At 66.2% G+C, this 17,876-nt stretch carries 7 protein-coding genes; 3 read left to right on the plus strand and 4 right to left on the minus strand.

What is annotated here, in order from left to right; genetic code table 11:
• Positions 1-124 precede the first annotated feature (124 nt).
• A complete protein-coding gene (locus tag NY023_RS19075) occupies positions 125-13,078 on the minus strand; it encodes a non-ribosomal peptide synthetase (RefSeq protein WP_013973484.1) in 12,954 nt (4,317 codons plus the stop codon).
• Positions 13,079-13,420: 342 nt separating this feature from the next.
• On the opposite strand from NY023_RS19075, the gene NY023_RS19080 reads away from it, so the two are divergent.
• On the plus strand, positions 13,421-13,951 hold the full coding sequence (locus tag NY023_RS19080) for an RNA polymerase factor sigma-70 (RefSeq protein WP_015271130.1): 531 nt from the start codon (positions 13,421-13,423) through the stop codon (positions 13,949-13,951).
• A gap of 129 nt (positions 13,952-14,080) precedes the next feature.
• Here the strand turns inward: NY023_RS19080 and NY023_RS19085 are convergent, their stop codons facing one another.
• Positions 14,081-15,094 (minus strand): GNAT family N-acetyltransferase, encoded by a 1,014-nt coding sequence (locus NY023_RS19085; protein ID WP_013973486.1) that lies wholly within the window; start codon positions 15,092-15,094, stop codon positions 14,081-14,083.
• Between the two features lie 63 nt (positions 15,095-15,157).
• Complete coding sequence (locus tag NY023_RS19090) at positions 15,158-15,958, minus strand: substrate-binding periplasmic protein (RefSeq protein ID WP_023661032.1); 801 nt, start codon at positions 15,956-15,958, stop codon at positions 15,158-15,160.
• Between the two features lie 172 nt (positions 15,959-16,130).
• Between NY023_RS19090 and NY023_RS19095 the strand changes: the two genes are divergently transcribed.
• A complete protein-coding gene (locus tag NY023_RS19095; protein ID WP_013973488.1) occupies positions 16,131-16,682 on the plus strand; it encodes an exonuclease domain-containing protein in 552 nt (183 codons plus the stop codon).
• A 74-nt stretch (positions 16,683-16,756) separates the two neighbouring features.
• Complete coding sequence (locus NY023_RS19100; protein WP_013973489.1) at positions 16,757-17,041, plus strand: pyrimidine/purine nucleoside phosphorylase; 285 nt, start codon at positions 16,757-16,759, stop codon at positions 17,039-17,041.
• A gap of 112 nt (positions 17,042-17,153) precedes the next feature.
• On the opposite strand, the gene NY023_RS19105 is transcribed toward NY023_RS19100, so the two are convergent.
• Entirely contained in the window at positions 17,154-17,846 is a 693-nt protein-coding gene (locus tag NY023_RS19105; protein ID WP_024087432.1) for an alpha/beta family hydrolase, read from the minus strand.
• Positions 17,847-17,876: the final 30 nt, after the last annotated feature.

The raw sequence follows: 17,876 nt of genomic DNA on the forward strand, positions 1-17,876 counted from the left end.
AACCTCGAGAACAACGCCGTATCTGTAGGAGCAGCCTTGTGTCGCGAAAGGGCCGCATAGCGGCCCCAGCAATTTCAACTTTTGTGCACCAATCCAGGGGCGGTGCAGGCCTCACCTGCTCAGGTCACAACCCCTCCAGCTCGGCCATCAGGTCACTGAGCCGGTCGACCTTGTCGTCATCCAGCACACTGCCCTGCAGCCCCTGCACATACACCGCCAGCTCCTCCACCGTGCTGCACTCGAACATCGCCCGCAGCGGCACGTTCAGTTGCAGCTGCTTCTGCACCCGCGAGGCGATCTGCGTGGCCAGCAGCGAATGCCCGCCCAGCTCGAAGAAGTTGTCGTGCACCCCGACCCGGTCGGCCTTGAGCACATCCGCCCAGATACCGGCCAGTACCTCTTCCAGCTCATTGCGCGGCGCCTGGTAGGCCTGGCTGTGCTGGCCACCGATGTCGATGGCCGGCAAGGCCTTGCGGTCGAGCTTGCCGTTGGCGTTGTGCGGCAGGCTGTCGAACCAGCCCCAGTGCAGTGGCACCATGTACTCCGGCAACTCGGCACGCAGGCGCAGCTTGAGCTGTTCCAGCAACGCAGCGTCGGCTGCAACGCCCTGATGCGCCACCAGGTAACCCACCAGGTGCTTGCCATTGACGCCCTCCTGCACGCCAACGGCAGCGTCGCGGATCTCCGGCTGTTCGTGCAGGCGGGCTTCGATTTCGCCCAGTTCGATGCGGTAGCCGCGAATCTTCACCTGATGGTCGATGCGCCCGACATACTCCAGCACCCCGTCCGGGCGCTGCCGCGCCAGGTCGCCGGTGCGGTACAGGCGTTCGCCCGGTGCACCATGAGGATGGGGAATGAACGCCAGCGCCGTGCGCACCGGGTCGCCGACATAGCCACGGCCCACGCCGGTGCCAGCCACGCACAGCTCACCTGTCGCACCCAGTGGCACCAGCGCCTGGTCCTCGCCGAACAGGTACAGACGATTGTTGTCGGTCGGCGTGCCGATCGGCAGGTAGCTGCCACGGGTCGAGGCGGCATCGACGCGGAAGAACGCCACGTCATCGGAGCACTCCGCCGGGCCGTAGGCGTTGACCAGGCCGATCTGCGGGTAGCGCTGCAGCCACTGCGCCGCCAGCTCCGGAGGCATGGCTTCGCCGGTCGGCAGCATCCAGCGCAGGCCATCGAGGGCCTGGTGGTCGTTGGCCAGCATGCCCTGGATCAGCGACGGCACGCTCTCCAGCACGCTGATGCCGGTGGCCTGCACATGCGCCAGCAGGCCCTGCGGGTCATGGGCGATGGCGTTCGGCACGATCTCCACCCTGGCGCCGAACAGCGGTGCGGCAAGGAACTGCCACACCGAAATGTCGAAGCTCTGCGAGGCCGTCTGGGCGATCACGTCGTGCTCGCCAAGCGCCAGGTACGGCACCTTGCTCAGCTGGTTGTTGAGCATGCCGCGCTGCTCGACCATCACCCCCTTCGGCAGGCCGGTGGAGCCTGAGGTGTAGATCACATAGGCGAGGTTATCCGGCCCGCTGTGAATGCCGGGGTTGTGGCTGACCACCGGGCTGGCCTGGATGTCTTCCCAGACCAGCAGCTGCGGCCGTGCCGCCAACGCAAGCTGGTCCAGCAACTGCCGCCCTTGCCCGGCACAGGCCGCGCTGCACACCAGCACGGGTGTACGGCTGAGCTGGATGATGCTTTGCAGGCGCGCCGCCGGCAGGCCCGGGTCCAGTGGCAGGTAGCCGGCGCCGGCCTTGAAGCTGCCGACGATCATGCCCAGCAGCGGTAGCCCACGCTCGGCCAGCAGTGCCACCGGCTGGTCCACGTTCACACCCGCCGCGATCAAGGCATGGCCCAGACGGTTGGCCGCCAGGTTCAAGCCGGCGTAGTCGTAGGACGCGTCCAGGCAGCGGGCCACGGTACGTTGCGGATGCGCGGCCACCTGCGCCTCGAACTGCGCGATGTAACTCTGTTCCAACGGATAGGCGCGCGCGGTGCGGTTGCAGTCTTCCAGCAGGAAGCGCTGCTCTTCCGCACCCAGCAACGGCAGTGCGCTCATCTCCCCTTCAAAGCCTTGCACCAGCGCCAGCAGCAGGCGCTTGAACTCGGCCAGCAGGCGCTCGACGGTCGGGTAGTCGAAATAGCGCTGGTCGAACGACAGGTGCAGGCCAAGGTCATCGCCCGGGTAGCACACCGCTGTCAGTGGGAAGTTGGTGTGGGTACGGCCCGAGTCGGAGCTGGCATTCAGGTGCTGGGCGTGGTCGAGCACGGCAGTTTCCACCGGCGCGTTCTCGAACACGAACAGGCTGTCGAACAGCGGCTGGCCCTTGGGCAGTTCGCTGCATTCCTGGATCGCCACCAGCGGCAGGTATTCATACTCGCGCAGCTCCATGTTGCGCTCCAACAGGCCTTGCAACCACTGCCGCACACTGCAGCGCTCACCCGCCACCGGCAATTGCACGCGCAGGGCGACGCTGTTGATGAACAGGCCAACGGTACGCTGCATCTGCGGCATGCTCACCGGGCGCCCGGCCACGGTCACGCCAAAGGCCACGTCGCGGTCGCCACTGTAGCGCGCCAGCACCAGTGCCCAGGCCGCCTGGGCGAAGGTGTTGACGGTGAGCTGGTGGGCCTGGGCCAGTTCGCGCAGGCGCACGCCGTCGCTCACCGCCAGGCGGGTGTAACAGTCGCCGACGATCATGCCGCTACCGGCATGGTCGTGGCGCAGCGGGCGGTCGCTGGGGATGGGGGTGGCACGTTCGAAGCCGGCCAGGTTGGCCTGCCACCAGGCTCGCGCGTCGTCCAGGCCCTGGCGTTGCAGCCAGCCGATGTAGTCGCGGTAGCGCGGTGGCACCGGCAAGCGGGCCTGGCGCCCCTCGCCGAGGGCCTGGTAGATCTCGAAGAAATCGTTCATCAGCAGCGAACGGCACCAGGCATCGATGAGGATGTGGTGGTTGCTCATCATGAACCAATAGCGCTCGTCGGCCACACGCACCAGGCGCAGGTGGAACGGCGCCTCGCTGAGCAGGGCGAAACCAGCCTCGCGTTCCTGCTTGTGCAGGGCCTGCAGGCGCTGCTCCTGGGCGTCATCGTCGAGGCCACGCCAGTCCTGATAGTCCACCGGCATGTTGCCCGGTTTGTGGATGATCTGCAGCATCGCCTCGCCGGTGTTCCAGCTGAACGATGCGCGTAGCGCCTCGTGGCGTGCCACCACCGCCTGCCACGCCTGGGCGAAGCGTTCGGGGTCGAGCGCGCTGTTGATGCGGTAGCGGTCCTGCATGTAGTAGAGGCCAGTACCCGGCTCCAGCAGGGTGTGCAGCAACATGCCCTCCTGCATCGGCGTCAGCGGGTAGACGTCCTCGATCTGCGCTGCCGGTACCGGCAGCGCGTCGATCTGCGCCTGGGTCAGGTGCGCCAGCGGGAAGTCCGATGGCGTGAAACTGCCGTTGCCATCAGCCAGGCAATGCTCGACCAGCGCCAGCAGCTCCTGACGATAGGCCTCGGCCAGGCAGGCGATGGTCCGCTCGTCGTAGCGTTCGGCACTGAAGGTCCAGCGCAGTTGCAGGGCACCGCCATACACCTGGCCATCGACACTCAGCCAGTTGGGCAGCGGTGCATCGAGGTCGTGGGCCAGGCCGGCCGGGGCGTCCAGCGGCCGGAACAGGGCTGTGCTGTCGAACTGCTGGTCGAACTGGCCCAGGTAGTTGAAGGTGATGCGTGCCTGCGGCAGGGCCGCCATCTGCTCACGCACTGCCGTATCGGCCAGGTAGCGCAGCACGCCGTAACCCAGCCCTTTGTGCGGCACCTGGCGCAGCTGCTCCTTGATGCGCTTGATCGAGCCTGCCCGCGCCGCATCGTCCTCGCCTGGCAGCGGGCGCAGGCTCAGCGGGTAGGCGTTGGTGAACCAGCCGACGCTGCGGGTCAGGTCCATGTCTTCGAACAGCCCGTCACGGCCATGGCCCTCAAGCTGTACCAGCACTTCTTCATCGCCGCTCCAGCGGCACAGGGCACGCGCCAGCGCGGTCAGCAGCAGGTCGTTGACCTGGGTGTGATAGGCCGCCGGGGCCTGCTGCAGCAACTGCCGGGTCTGCGCCACATCCAGGCCGATGGCCAGGGTACGGGCGTGGCGGTGCAGGTTGCCGCCCTGCGGGTGATCACATGGCAGTTCACGGCGCACACCACCCAACTGGCCTTGCCACCAGCCCAGCTCGTCGCGCAGCGAATCGCTGCCAGCATAGCTGGCCAGGCGTGCGGCCCAGTCGCCCATGGCGTGGGTCTTGGCCGGCAGCGGCTGGCCGCGGTATAGCGCTTGCAGGTCTTCCAGCAGCACGCGCCACGACACGCCATCAACCACCAGGTGATGGATAGCCAGCAACAGGCGCTGGCCGCCCTGGCCGTCATTTACCAGCAAGACGCGCAACAGTGGGCCCTGTTCCAGGTCGAGGCTGCGTTGCAGGTCGGTGTACAGCGGTTGGCAATCGGCGAAGTCGGCGATCGTGGCTGTCCACAGTAACTGCCCGCTGGCAGGCGAAGCATATTCGGCCTGCCAGCGGCCCTGGGCCTGGCCAAAGCGCAGGCGCAGGCTGTCGTGGTGCTGCACCAGGTCGGCCAAGGCTCGCTTCAGTACCCTCTCATCCAGCGGCTTGCGTGCCTCCAGCAGAACAGCCTGGTTCCAGTGCTGCGGCTGTGGCACTTCACTGTCGAAGAACCAGTGCTGGATCGGCGTGAGGCCGGCCTGGCCCTGGCGCAGGCCCTGTTCGATGCTGCTGGCGGCTTCGCTGCGCTGAACGATGGCGGCCAGGGTCTGGATGGTCTGATGCTGGAACAGGTCGCGCGGGGTGAACTGCAAGCCGGCCTGACGAGCACGGCTGACCACCTGGATCGACAGGATCGAGTCGCCGCCCAGTTCGAAGAAGTTGTCCTGCACGCCGATCCGGGCAATGTTGAGCACGTCGCGCCAGATCTGCGCCAGTTGCGCTTCCACCTCGTTGCCAGGCGCCTGGTACTGCTGGCGTGCCTGTTCCAGGTCCGGCAGCGGCAGCGCACGGCGGTCGAGCTTGCCGTTGCCCATCAGCGGCAGGCTGTCGAGCAGCACCAAGTGCGCCGGCACCATGTAGTCCGGCAAGTGCTTGCGGGCATCGGCTTTCACCGCGTCGCGCAGCATGCCCTGGGCCTCGCTGTCGGCAGCGGCTTGCCCGCACACCAGGTAACCCACCAGTTGCTTGCCACCTGGCAGGTCGAGGGCCAGCACCACAGCTTCGTCGACATCGGCATGCGCCTGCAGGCGGCTTTCGATTTCGCCCAGCTCGATACGGAAACCGCGAATCTTCACCTGCTGGTCGGCGCGGCCGACGTACTCGACCAGGCCATCGCTGCCCAGGCGCACCAGGTCACCGGTGCGATACAGGCGCCCGCCTTCGCTGCCGAACGGGTCGGCGACGAAGCGCTCGGCGCTTAGGCCCGGGCGGTCGTGGTAACCCTGGGCCAGGCCGGCACCGCCGACATACAGCTCGCCAATACCGCCTTGCGGCAACAGGGCAAGGTCTTCGTCGAGGATGTAGGCCGTGCGGCTACCGATGACACGGCCGATCGGCACGCTGCCCAGCTCCGCCGGCAGTGTCTGTGGTGCCAGGCAGGCCAGCGGCATGACCACGGTTTCGGTCGGCCCGTAGGCGTTGAAGAACTGCTGCGGCGCGAAGGCTTGGCGGATGCGCTGCAAGTGTTCGCCGGTCAGCGCCTCACCACCGGTAATGACCAGGCGCACTGGCAACTGCTCGCCCTGCCCGGCCAGGTACTGGGCCAACTGGCTGCCGTAGCTTGGCGTGAAGCCGAGGATGCTCACCTGCTGCTCGCGCACCAGCTGGCAGATGTCTTCGGCACCCCACTGCCCCTGGGCACGCAGCACCACACGGGCGCCACACAGCAGCGGCACCCACAGGCGTTCGCTGGCGGCGTCGAAATTGATCGAATAGAAGTGCAGCTCGCAGTCATCGCTGCGCATGCCGAACGCGTCGATCACCGCCTGGCAATGCATGGCGAACTCGCCGTGGCTGACCACCACGCCCTTGGGCTTGCCGGTGGAACCGGAGGTGTAGATCAGGTAGGCCTGGTGCTGCGGTAGGTTGAGGTTGCCCAGCGGCGCATCGCTGTAGGCCGACAGGCTGGCGCTGTCGTCCTCCAGGCTCCAGTGCGCCACGCCTTCGGGCAACTGCCCGAGGGTTTGCAGCAGCGCGCGCTGGCTGAGCAGCAGGCCGATGCGGCTGTCTTCAATCATGTAGCGCAGGCGGTCGAGCGGGTATTCGGGGTCGAGCGGCACATAGGCGCCACCGGCCTTGAGGATGGCCAGCAGGCCGACGACCATTTCCAGCGAACGCTCCAGCGCCAGGCCCACACGCACCTGCGGGCCGACGCCACGCTCGCGCAGGGCGCGGGCCAGGCGGTTGGCCTGCTGGTCGAGTTCGGCATAGGTCATGTGCCGGCCGGCAAACGTCAACGCGCCAGCGTGTAGCGTGCGCGCAGCCTGGGCGGCGAACAGGCCGTGCACGGTCTGGTCGAGAGCGAGACCCTGCTCGCCCTGCAACTGGCCAGCCAGCACCTGCTGCTCGGCGCTGCTCAGCATCGGCAGCTCGCACAGGCGCTGTTGCGGGTTGTCGAGCAGGCCCACCAGCAATTGCTGCCAGTGCTCGGCCATGCGTGCGATGCGTGGTTCGTCGAACAGATCACGGCTATAGGTCAGGCAGCAACCCAGGCGGCCGTCGAGGTCGGTCACCTCCAGGTACAGGTCGAACTTGGTGGCGCTGGCGTCGTTGACCAGGTAATCCACCTGCATGCCGGCAAGCTGGCGGCTTTGCTGGAAGGCCCAGCGCTGAACGTTGCACATCACCTGGAACAGCGGGTTGTAGGCGCTGCTGCGCGGTGGCTGCAGGGCTTCCACCAGTTGGTCGAACGGCAGGTCCTGGTGCGACTGGCCTTCGATGGCAACCTGGCGTACCTGCTCCAGCAACTGTGCGGCGCTCATCTGGCCGTCCAGCTCGCAACGCAGCACCTGGGTGTTGAGGAACGCGCCAATCAGCCCTTCGCTTTCCGGGCGGATGCGGTTGGCCACCGGCGCGCCAATGCGCAGGTCACGCTGGCCGCTGTAGCGGTGCAGCAAGGCGGCCAGGGTGGCAGTCATGGTCATGAACAGGGTCAGGCCGCGCTGGCTGTTGAAGGCATGCACGCGGGCAACCAGCGCCGGGTCGAGCTCGAAGCGGTACAGCTCGCCACGGTGGCTCTGCACTGCCGGGCGCGGGCGGTCGGCAGGCAACGCCAGCACCGGGTGCTCATCGCCCAGGCGGGCCTGCCAGTAGGCCAGCTGGCGGGCGCCCTCGCCGCTTTCCAGCCATTGCCGTTGCCACACGCTGTAGTCCAGGTACTGCACCGGCAGCGGCGCCAGCGGCGATTCGCGGTCATCGACGAAGGCCTCGTACAGCTCGCCCAGTTCGCGGGCGAAGATGTCCATGGCCCAGCCCTCGGTGACGATATGGTGCAGGGTCAGCACGAAGAAATGCTCGCGCTCTTCGGCTTTGACCAGGCAGGCACGCAGCAGCGGGCCGCGCTCCAGGTCGAACGGCTGGTGCGCCTGGTCGTCGGCCAGTTGCTGCAGGCGTTGTTGGCGGGCATCTGCGGGCAAGGCGCTGAAGTCTTGCCAGTCGAGGTGCAGGCTGCTGTCTTCGGCCACGCACTGATACGGCACGCCATCGATGCTGGGGAAGGTGGTGCGCAGGGTTTCGTGGCGCACCACCAGCGCCTGCAACGCTCGCTCGAAAGCATCCACATGCAGGGTGCCGCGCAAGCGCGCCATGCCGCCGACGTTGTACGCCGGGCTGCCCGGCTCCATTTGCCAGAGGAACCACATGCGCTGCTGCGAGTACGACAGCGGCACCGCCTGGCGGCGATCGACGCGGGTGATTACGCCTTGCAGGTTGCGCTCACCGGCAGCACGAATACGCGTGATCTCGGCACAGAAGGCGCCCAGCTCGCTGGCGTCGAACAGGGCCTTGAGCGGCAGTTCGACATCGCAGGCCTGACGCGTGCGCGAGACAATCTGAGTGGCCAGCAGCGAATGGCCGCCGAGGGCGAAGAAGTCGTCCTGCAGGCCGATGCGCGGCAAGTTCAGCACCTCGCGCCAGATGGCGGCGACCTGCTGCTGCAACTCGGTTTGCGGCTCCACGTGCTGCCGCTGCTGCCACACTGGGGCCGGCAACGCCTTGCGGTCGACCTTGCCGCTGGGGCCCAGTGGCATCTGCGCCAGCGGGATGAGTTGTGCCGGCACCATGTAGGCCGGTAGTTGCTCAGCCAGCACCGTCAGCAATGCATCAGGCTGGGCGCTGCCACTGTAGTAGCCGAGCAGTTGCGCGCCTATGGCATCCTTGTGAATCAGCACCAGCGCCTGTTCGACCCCCGGCTGCGCCAGCAGGCAGGCCTGGACTTCCTCGGGTTCGACACGGAAGCCACGCACCTTGACCTGCTGGTCTAGGCGGCCAAGGTATTCCAGCGCCTCGGTCTGCACCTGCCAGCGGGCGCGGTCGCCACTGCGGTACAGGCGCTCGCCATTGCCGTCAGCCCGGGGCACGAAGCGCTCGGCGGTGAGGCCCGGGCGGCCCAGGTAGCCACGGGCCAGGCCTGCACCGCCGAGGTACAGCTCGCCGGGCACACCGGGGGCGGTCAGTTCCAGCTCGTCGTCCAGCACACGGCACAGCACATTGCCCAGCGGGCGGCCGATCGGCGAGCGTTCGCCATCGGTGGACTGGCAGTGCCAATGGGTGACGTTGATGGCGGTTTCGGTCGGGCCATAGCGGTTGTGCAACTGCACCTGTGGCAGCACCTGCAGCACGCGGTCACGCAGTGCCGCGGACAGCGCTTCGCCACCGGAGAACAGCCGGCGCAGGCTGCCGCAGGCACCCGCCTGCGGCTCCTGGACGAACACCTGCAACAGCGGCGGCACGAAGTGCAGCGTGGTCACGCCATGGGCCTGCACCAACGCGGCGATGCGCTGCGGGTCGCGGTGCTCGCCAGGGCCGGCGAGCACCAGCTTGCAACCGGTCACCAGTGGCCAGAAGCATTCCCACACCGAAACGTCGAAGCTGATCGGCGCCTTCTGCATCAGCACGTCGCTGTCGTCCAGCACATAGCTGGCCTGCATCCATTGCAGGCGCTCGGCCAGTGCCGCGTGGGTATTGCCCACGCCCTTGGGCTGGCCGGTAGAGCCGGAGGTGTAGATCACATAGGCCAGGTTGTCGCCATGCAGATGCAACCCGGGGGCATGGCTTGGCCAGCTGTCCAGGTGCAGCTGGTCGAGTGCGATGGCGCTGACGCCATCAACCTGTGGCAGCTTGCCCAGCAGGCTGCTGTGGCTCAGCAACAGGCCAGCGTTGCAGTCGGCGAGCATGTAGGCCAGGCGCTCGGCCGGGTAATCGACGTCCAGCGGCACATAGGCACCACCGGCCTTGAGAATGGCCAGCAGGCCCACCAGCAGCTGCGGCGAACGCTCGATGGCGATGGCCACGCAAGTGTCTGGGCCCACGCCTTTGTCACGCAGGTAGTGGGCCAGACGGTTGGCTTGCTGGTGCAACTCGGCGTAATCCAGGCTGCCACCGTCCCACACCAGGGCGGTGCGCTGAGGGGTCAGGCGTGCCTGTTCATTGAGCTGCTCGACCAGCAGGCGCTGCGGCGCCGCAGCGGGTGCCTCGCCCCAGCTCAGCAGTTGCGCGCGGCCAGGCTCGTCGAGCAGTTGCACCTCGCCCAGCGCCCGCTGCGGCCCGGCACACACCTGCTCGAGCAGGGCCAACAGGTGCTGGGCCAGACGCTTGACGGTACTGGCATCGAACAATTCGGCGGCATAGTCGAAGGCCAGGCTCAGGCGGCCCTGGTGGTCTTCTTCACTGTGCAGCTGCAAGTCGAACTTGGCTTCGCGACTGTGCCACGGCAGCTCTTCGGCCAGCAGGCCCGGCAGGCGGCGCAGCGCAGACAGGTCACGTTGCTGGTGATTGAACATGACCTGGAACAGGCCTTGCTCGCGAGCCTCGGGCAGGGCTTCGAGCAGTTGCTCGAACGGCAGGTCCTGGTTGGCCTGGGCATCCAGGGTGGCCTGGCGCACCTGGGCCAGCAACTGGTCGAACGGCAGGCGGCCGTCGAGCTGCGCACGCAGCACCTGGGTGTTGATGAAGAAGCCGACCATGCCTTGGGTTTCCAGGCGCGGGCGGTTGGCGTTGGGCACGCCGACACGAATATCGGCCTGGCCACTGTAGCGGTGCAACAGCGCCTGCCATCCGGCCAGCAGTACCATGAACAGGCTGGCCTGCTGTTCGCGGGCCAGTCCCTTGAGCGCTTCGGTGAGCCTGGCCGGTACCTTGAGGTTGAAGCGAGCGGCGCGGTGGTCGCGCTGGCTGGCGCGCGGGTGGTCGGTACACAGGTCGAGCACCGGCAGTTCATCCCCCAGGCGCTCCTTCCAGTGCTGCAGTTGGCGCTCGGCTTCGCCTGCGGCCAGCCACTGTCGCTGCCAGCTTCCGTAGTCGGCATAACCCAGGGTCAGCGGTGCCAGGTTGGCCTCGAGGCCCTGGCAGTGGGCGGCGTACAGTTTGGCTAACTCGTCGAGCAGGATGTTCAGCGACCAGCCGTCGGCGACGATATGGTGCAGGGTAACCCACAGTTGATGGTGCTCATAATCCAGGCGCGCCAGGGTCACCCGCAGCAACGGCCCCCGGGTCAGGTCAAACGGCTGGCGAGCTTCGGTTTCACGTTGGGCGGCGACCTGTGCGGCGGCCTGGCCTTCGAGGTCCAGGCGGCGAAGGTCGAACGGCTGCTGCGCCTGGATGCGCTGCAGGGCCTGGCCGTTCTCTTCGGCAAACAGGGTGCGCAGCGATTCATGGCGCGCCACCAGCGCCTGGAAGGCTGCTTCCAGTGCGTTTTCGTCCAGCTCACCGCGCAACTGCAGGCCGGCCGGAATGTTGTAGGCCGCCGACTGCGGGTCCAACTGCCACAGCAACCACAGGCGGTTTTGCGCCAGCGACTGGGGCAGCGCCTGGGTGCGTTCCAGTGTAGCGATGGCACCGACCCGGTCACCGCCTTCGGCGATGATCGCGGCCACGGCCTTGGCGTAGTCAGCCAGTATCGGCGCTTCGAACAGGGTGCGCAGGCCCAGCTCGATGCCCAGTTCATCGGCCAGGCGTGCGGTGGCGTGGGTGGCGGCGATGGAGTTGCCGCCCAGCAGCAGGAAGTGGTCGTCCGCCGCCACCGCCTCGACCTTGAGGATGTCGCGCCACACACCGGCGATGCGTGCCTGCAGTTCATCGCCTTCGCCCACTGAAGCAACGGGCTCGCCCACCTCAGGGAAGCGGGCATAGCAGTCCAGGCTGCCATCGTCCATGCGCAGGCGGCAGGCCGAACGCTGCAGCTTGCCGCTGGAGGTCTTGGGTAGCGCCCCCGGGTTCAGCAGCAGGACCACGGCCGGGGCCTGGCGGCAGGCGTCGGCAACCACCTGGCGCAGGGTCTTGATCAGCTCCTGGGGCTTGATCGCCTTCTGCACGTTGCGGCTGATTTCCACCGCCACGCCAATACCCTCCTCGCCTTGCTGCTCGACGGCGAACACTGCCACCCGGCCTTTGCGCAGCACCTCCACTTCGCGCTCGAGGGTCTTTTCCAGGTCCTGCGGGTACAGGTTCTGCCCGCGCACGATCAGCATGTCCTTCAGGCGACCGGTGACGAACACTTCCCCTTCGCGCATGAAGCCCAGGTCGCCGGTACGCAGCCAGGTCTGGCCGCCCATCTCGACGAAGGTGCGGGCGCTGGCCTCGGGGTTGCGCCAGTAGCCCAGGGCGATGCTCGGGCCGGCGGCCCAGATCTCGCCCACCTGGTTGTCGCCTAGTACTTGCAGGCGTTGTGGTTCGACAATGCGCACGGCATGCCCGGGCTGCGGGTAGCCACAGCTCATCAGCACACTGCCCTTGCCTGGCTCCGCACGGTTGGCGGCGAAGGCTTCGGCGTCCAGCTCCAGCGCGGCGATGCCCTGGCCACGGCGGCTGCCGCTGACGAACAGGGTCGCCTCGGCCAGGCCGTAGCTGGCGAAGAAGCTCTGCGGGTCGAAGCCGCAGGCCTGGAACTTGTCGGCAAAGGCCGCCAGGCTGTCCTGGCGGATCGGCTCGGAGCCAGAATAGGCCACCCGCCAGCGGCTGAGGTCGAGCCCGGCCAGGGAGGCCTCGCTGACCCGCTCGCTGCACAACCGGTAGGCGAAGTCGGGGCCGCCGCTGATGGTGCCGCCGTACTCGCTGATGGCCTGCAACCAGCGCAGCGGCCGGGCCAGGAAGTAGCCCGGCGACATCAGCACACAGGGCACGCCGCTGAAGATCGGCTGCAGCAGGCCGCCGATCAGGCCCATGTCGTGGTACAGCGGCAGCCAGCTGACGATCACGTCGTCGGGGTTGAGGTCGATGCCAAAGCCTTGGCGGATCAGTTGTTCGTTGGCCACCAGGTTGCCATGGCTGACCTGCACGCCCTTGGGCAGTGCTGTGGAGCCGGAGGTGTATTGCAGGAAGGCGATGTCATCACCCTTGAGCGCGGGTTCGCGCCAGTTTGCAGCCAGTGCCGGGTCCAGGCCATCCACCGCCAGCAGTTCGGGGGCGTTGGCCGCTGTCAGGGCTTCCAGGCCCTGCAGGCTGTCGTGCAGGGCCGCGACAGTCAGCAGCAGGCGCGGCTCGGCGTCGTCGATGATCGACAGTAAGCGCTGCTGGTGGTGCTGGCGCGCGGACTCCGGCGGGTAGGCCGGCACCGCAATCACACCGGCATACAGGCAGCCGAAGAATGCCGCCACATAGTCTGGCCCGCTGGGGAACAACAGCACTGCGCGGTCGCCGAAACCGGCCCGGCTTTGCAAGGCAGCAGCGATGGTGCGTGCGCGCTGGTCGAGGTCCCGGTAGCTGAGCACGGCCTGCTCGCCGGGAGCGTCGGCCAGAAAGCGCAAGGCGACTTTGTCCGGGGTCTGCACGGCGCGCTGCGCCAGGGCCTGGACCAGCGAGAGCGGGAGTTCGAAGGCGTCCGTCATGGGGTGTTCCTGCCAGTGTCTGGTTGGGTCGGGCCGGCTGCTGCGCGAACGTGGGCGCAGCGGCATGTGGCGGCCTGAGGTGTACACAGGGGACGGATGGGCGGGGGGAGAAATTAGCGGTGGTGAGGCTTTGGGGGCACGTGAGGGTTGCCAGGTGTTTGCCTTGAGAAATGTTGCGCCTGACATGCACCCAGCCATCTCTGCGCTTTAGAACTGAAATCACATGAAACCAATTACATTTCGCATTTGACAATCATTATCATTCTGAATAGCTTGTCGCCCGTCGTAGGAAGCTTCCCAAATTTGGGTGCGTCCTTTCCCCTCTGTGACAAGGTGATTTCCATGGCGGAACAACTATCCACAAGTAAGTGCGATTCACCATTACTGCAGGCCTTCGTCGACAACCGCAGCATTCTGGTCAAGATCGCTGCCCGCATCACCGGCTGCCGATCGCGCGCCGAAGATGTGGTGCAGGACGCCTTTTTCCGGCTCAGCGCGGCCCCGCAGATCACATCGTCGTTCAAGGCGCAGCTGAGCTACCTGTTCCAGATCGTGCGCAACCTGGCCATCGACCACTACCGCAAGCAGGCCATGGAGCTGAAATACTCCGGCAGCGAGGAGGAAGGCCTGAACGTGGTCGTGCAAAACGCCTCCCCCGAAGCCACCCACATCAACCTTGCCGCGCTGGATGACATTGCCGAGGCGCTGAACGAACTGCCCCAGCGCACCCGCTATGCCTTCGAGATGTACCGCCTGCATGGCGTGCCGCAGAAGGACATTGCCAAGGAGCTGGGAGTGTCGCCGACGCTGGTCAACTTCATGATCCGCGATGCGCTGGTGCATTGCCGCAAGACGGCCAGTCGGCAGGCCTGAACCTTCAAGGTTGCTGAGGGCACGTGTGGGGTTTACCCGCGAACACCGGCATAGCCGGTGCCATGCACCATGTCGCATTCTTCGCGGGTAAACCCGCTCCCACAGGGCCGCACAGCGGCCCCCTGGCACTCAAGCCAATTTACACTTATCGAAAAACCGTTCCCGCCCCAGAATCATCAACGCCGCACGCTTGTGCGGGAAGTCGAACTCCTTGTCGCAATGGAAGCACTGGTCGTGCATGTAGCCGATCATCTTGCCGTTGTCGGCACGCGGCTCGGCCACCACCCGCTGGGTGCGTGGGTCATCCAGGAACAGGTAGTGCACCAGCGCCGATAGCCAGCTGGCCACCTTGTGCGGCCCGCGGTGGCTCTCCTCCCCCACCAGCATGTGGATGCCACGGTCGTAGTCATCGGCCGGGTAGAACGGCGCAATGCGGTCCTCCTTGGCCCAGTACGCCTCGAAGTAGGCAAACGGCTGGTCATCGAAGCAACCGATCAGCGTCAGGGCATGCGGGTCGGCCTCGAGCTTGCCCAGGTATTCGCGATGCTGCGCAAGGGTTCCACCCTCCTGCCAGAACGTCTCCACCCGCGGGTTGTTCTGCCAGCGGTTGAAGCGCTCCAGGTCATGCTCGATCTCCAAGGTACGCAGCGATACCCAACTGCCCAGGCGCGTATCGAAGCGCCGGTACACCTCGCCACGAGGCTTGGGCGCGCGGCGGGGGTGGCGCTTGCCGTTGCTGATCTGCATCTGCTGTGGGTAGGCGACGCTGGCCGACTCGCCCAACCACGGCTGTGGCAGCTGCCAGAACAGCGCCCGCTCGCACAGGTATTGACCAGGCTGGTCGCCGGCCAGCAGCAGGCCACTGGTCAATGCCTGAGGCAACGGCTCAGGCAGGTGCCAGGCAAGACGCTGGCAGGCCGCATCGCGGGCCAGCAGCCAATAACAGGCGGCCCACAAGGCCACATAGGGGCGCTCGGGGCACAGCCGCTCGAGGTGGACATGCAGAGTAGCACCCATCTCCAGGCGCAACTGGATCAACGCGCGGCCTTCGAGGGAGAGGCTCAGCCAGCTGTCACCCTCCTCGGCACTGAGGCTGCGCCAGCGTGGCGCTGACTGGGGCTGTGATGCGGCATCGAACGGCATGGGCTTGACTCGCGGCAATGAAGAAAAGGCTCACTGCTGAGAACGTTGCCGCATCACGGGAATTTAGTCGCGCGGGGCCGCCACCGTGATCCGGTATGGCTCGAAGATACGCGCCAGCTCACCACTGTCGCGCAGGGCACGCAGCAGCGCCGCGAACGATTGTTCACCGATGGGTGCCCCCGGGCGTAGCAAGGCGTAGTGATGATAGACCTGGTCAATGCGCTGCGAGGGCATCAACTGCTCCCGACTGGCCGGGTTGCGCGCCAGGAAATCGCTGAGGTAGGAACGCGTGACCAAGGCGATGTCGGCGCGGCCGGCCTGCACCATCAGCAGGTTGCTGTCATGGGAATACGTCAGAGTCGCGTTGTAGGCGTTGCGCAGGTAGTCGGGGTCGGAGTTGAAGCCGGCGAACGCATAGTGGTAGCCGTTGAACAGCGCCAGGCGCTTGCCGCGCAGGTCGTCGAAGTAATGCGGGTCACGGCCATTGGCCTTGCGGGCGACGAACACCTCGGCATCTTCCAGGCCCATGTCCACGCTCTGGTGGGCAATATGCTGCCAGCCCCATGCCGGGTTCTCGAAAATGGCCATGTCGGTGCGGCCTTGCTGGAGGTCACCAAAACGCCGCTGGATGGAGGTGGGCACCACGACGAAGTGGTAGCGCTGCTGCGCGCGATTGAGCGCGTCGACCAACTGCCGCAGCAAACCGCTGTCGGCGCCCTGCTCCGGGCGTACCGTGTACGGAGGGAAATGCGCAGCGCCAATCTTTACCTCGACGGCATCGGCAGCCCATGCCGGCGCCGCCAGCCAGAACACGGCTAGCAGCATCAGGGAAGACAGGGCCTTCAGGCCGGTCGCTGGAGTCAAGACGGACACTCATCACGGTTCATGCCGGGGTCCGCCTAAGCTAGGCGTTTTCCGGGCCGGACACAACTGCCGGTTAGTGGCACTTTGCGCCAAAGCTGCGGGCAAACTGCCAGGGGATGCCGGATGCCCGGAGTTTCGCTACGCTCTAGCAGGATCTGCAAGGGAGCCTGGTATGGGCCACTGGTTGGTGATCGACCTGGAAGCCACCACCGACGATGGTGGGTGGCCGGTCATAGAGATGGAAGTCATTGAAATCGGCGCAAGCCTGGTTACCCGCGATGGCCGCGAGGTCGACCACTTCCAGCGCTTCGTGAAGCCTCGGCGACGGCCGCAGCTGACCCCGTTCTGCCGTGAGCTGACCCACATCAGCCAGGCCAGCGTGGACAGTGCCGCGTCGTTCCGCGAGGTATGGGCAAGCTTCGAGCGCTGGCTCGGGCACCACCGCGGGCAGCTTCAGGCCTGGGTCAGCTGGGGCGACTACGACCGCCAGCAGTTGCACCAGGAGTGGCAGCAGCATGGGCTGGACAGCCTGCTGCGGACCCTGCCGCACATCAACCTCAAGCAACGCTTCGCCAAGGCCCGCCACCTGCAGCGCCCCGCTGGGCTGAACGGTGCACTGCAGCTGGCCGGCATGCACTTTTGCGGGCAGCAGCACCGGGCCCTGGAAGATGCGCGCAATACCGCGCGGCTGCTGCCGTTGAGCCTGCCGGCAGACGCTACCTGAAAGCAGATGACGGGGCCGGTGGGCTTGGGCATACTGGCCAGCCGTTTTTCATCCCCCCTTTTCAGGAGTCGCCCATGTTCCAGGTCAACGAGTACTTCAACGGCACCGTCAAGTCGATCGCATTCGCTGGCGAAGAAGGCCCGGCCACTGTCGGTGTGATGGCCCCGGGCGAATACGAATTCGGCACTGCCAAGCGCGAAATCATGCACGTGGTTTCGGGTGCGCTGACCGTGAAGCTGCCAGGTAGCGACAACTGGGAAACCTTCAATGCGGGCGACAAGTTCAACGTGCCGGCTGACAGCAAGTTCCAGCTGCAGGTGAAGGTGGATACCGCCTACCTGTGCGAGTACCGCGACTAAGCGTCAGTCTGGTCCGGCCTCTTCGCGGGTAAACCCGCTCCCACAGGTGCTGCACAAGTTTCAGACCTGTAGTGAACCTGTGGGAACGGGCAAGCCCGCGAAGAATCCAGCACTATTGCGACAGGAATGCCGCAACCTTCTCAGCCGCCGCCTGCAAGTGCTGCTCATGGCTGAACCCCGAGACCTTCAGCGGCTTCAGGTCATGGTCCCCCGCCACCAGCCAGCTCACCTCGATCGCCGGCGATAACGCATACCCTGCCACCGCCTCGCGGTTACCCAGTGCATCCCGCTCGCCCTGCACGATCAACGTCGGCGTCTTCAATTCGGCCAGGTGTTCGACCCGTGGCTTTTCCGGTTTGCCCACTGCATAGAACGGATAGCCCAGGCACACCAGTGCATCCGCTTCCAGTTCATCGGCCAGCAGGCTGGCCATGCGCCCGCCCATGGACTTGCCACCCACCGCCAACTTGCCCGCGACCAAAGGTCGCACCTGCCTGTACACCTCGCGCCAGCATTCCAGCAACACCTTCTGCGGGTTCGGCGGCCGCTTGCCGCCGGCAACCCTGCGCTCGGCCATGTACGGGAACTCGAAGCGCACTACCGCTACCCCAAGCGCCGCAAGCCTTTGCGCCATTTCGTCCATGAACCCGCTGTCCATCGGCGCACCTGCGCCATGGGCCAGGATCAGGCAGCCCTTGTAGCCGTCCTTGCCCCGAGCATGCGGGGGATCGCAGCGCAAGCCTGGGACATTTCCGACCTTCGCCCATTGATCCCCGTCAATACCGGCACTTTGCCCATTAATCATGCTTGCCTCGCTGTAAAGCCTGCCAAATAA

It is taken from the genome of Pseudomonas sp. NBB, assembly GCF_032701105.1.
Classification (GTDB): domain Bacteria; phylum Pseudomonadota; class Gammaproteobacteria; order Pseudomonadales; family Pseudomonadaceae; genus Aquipseudomonas; species Aquipseudomonas asiatica.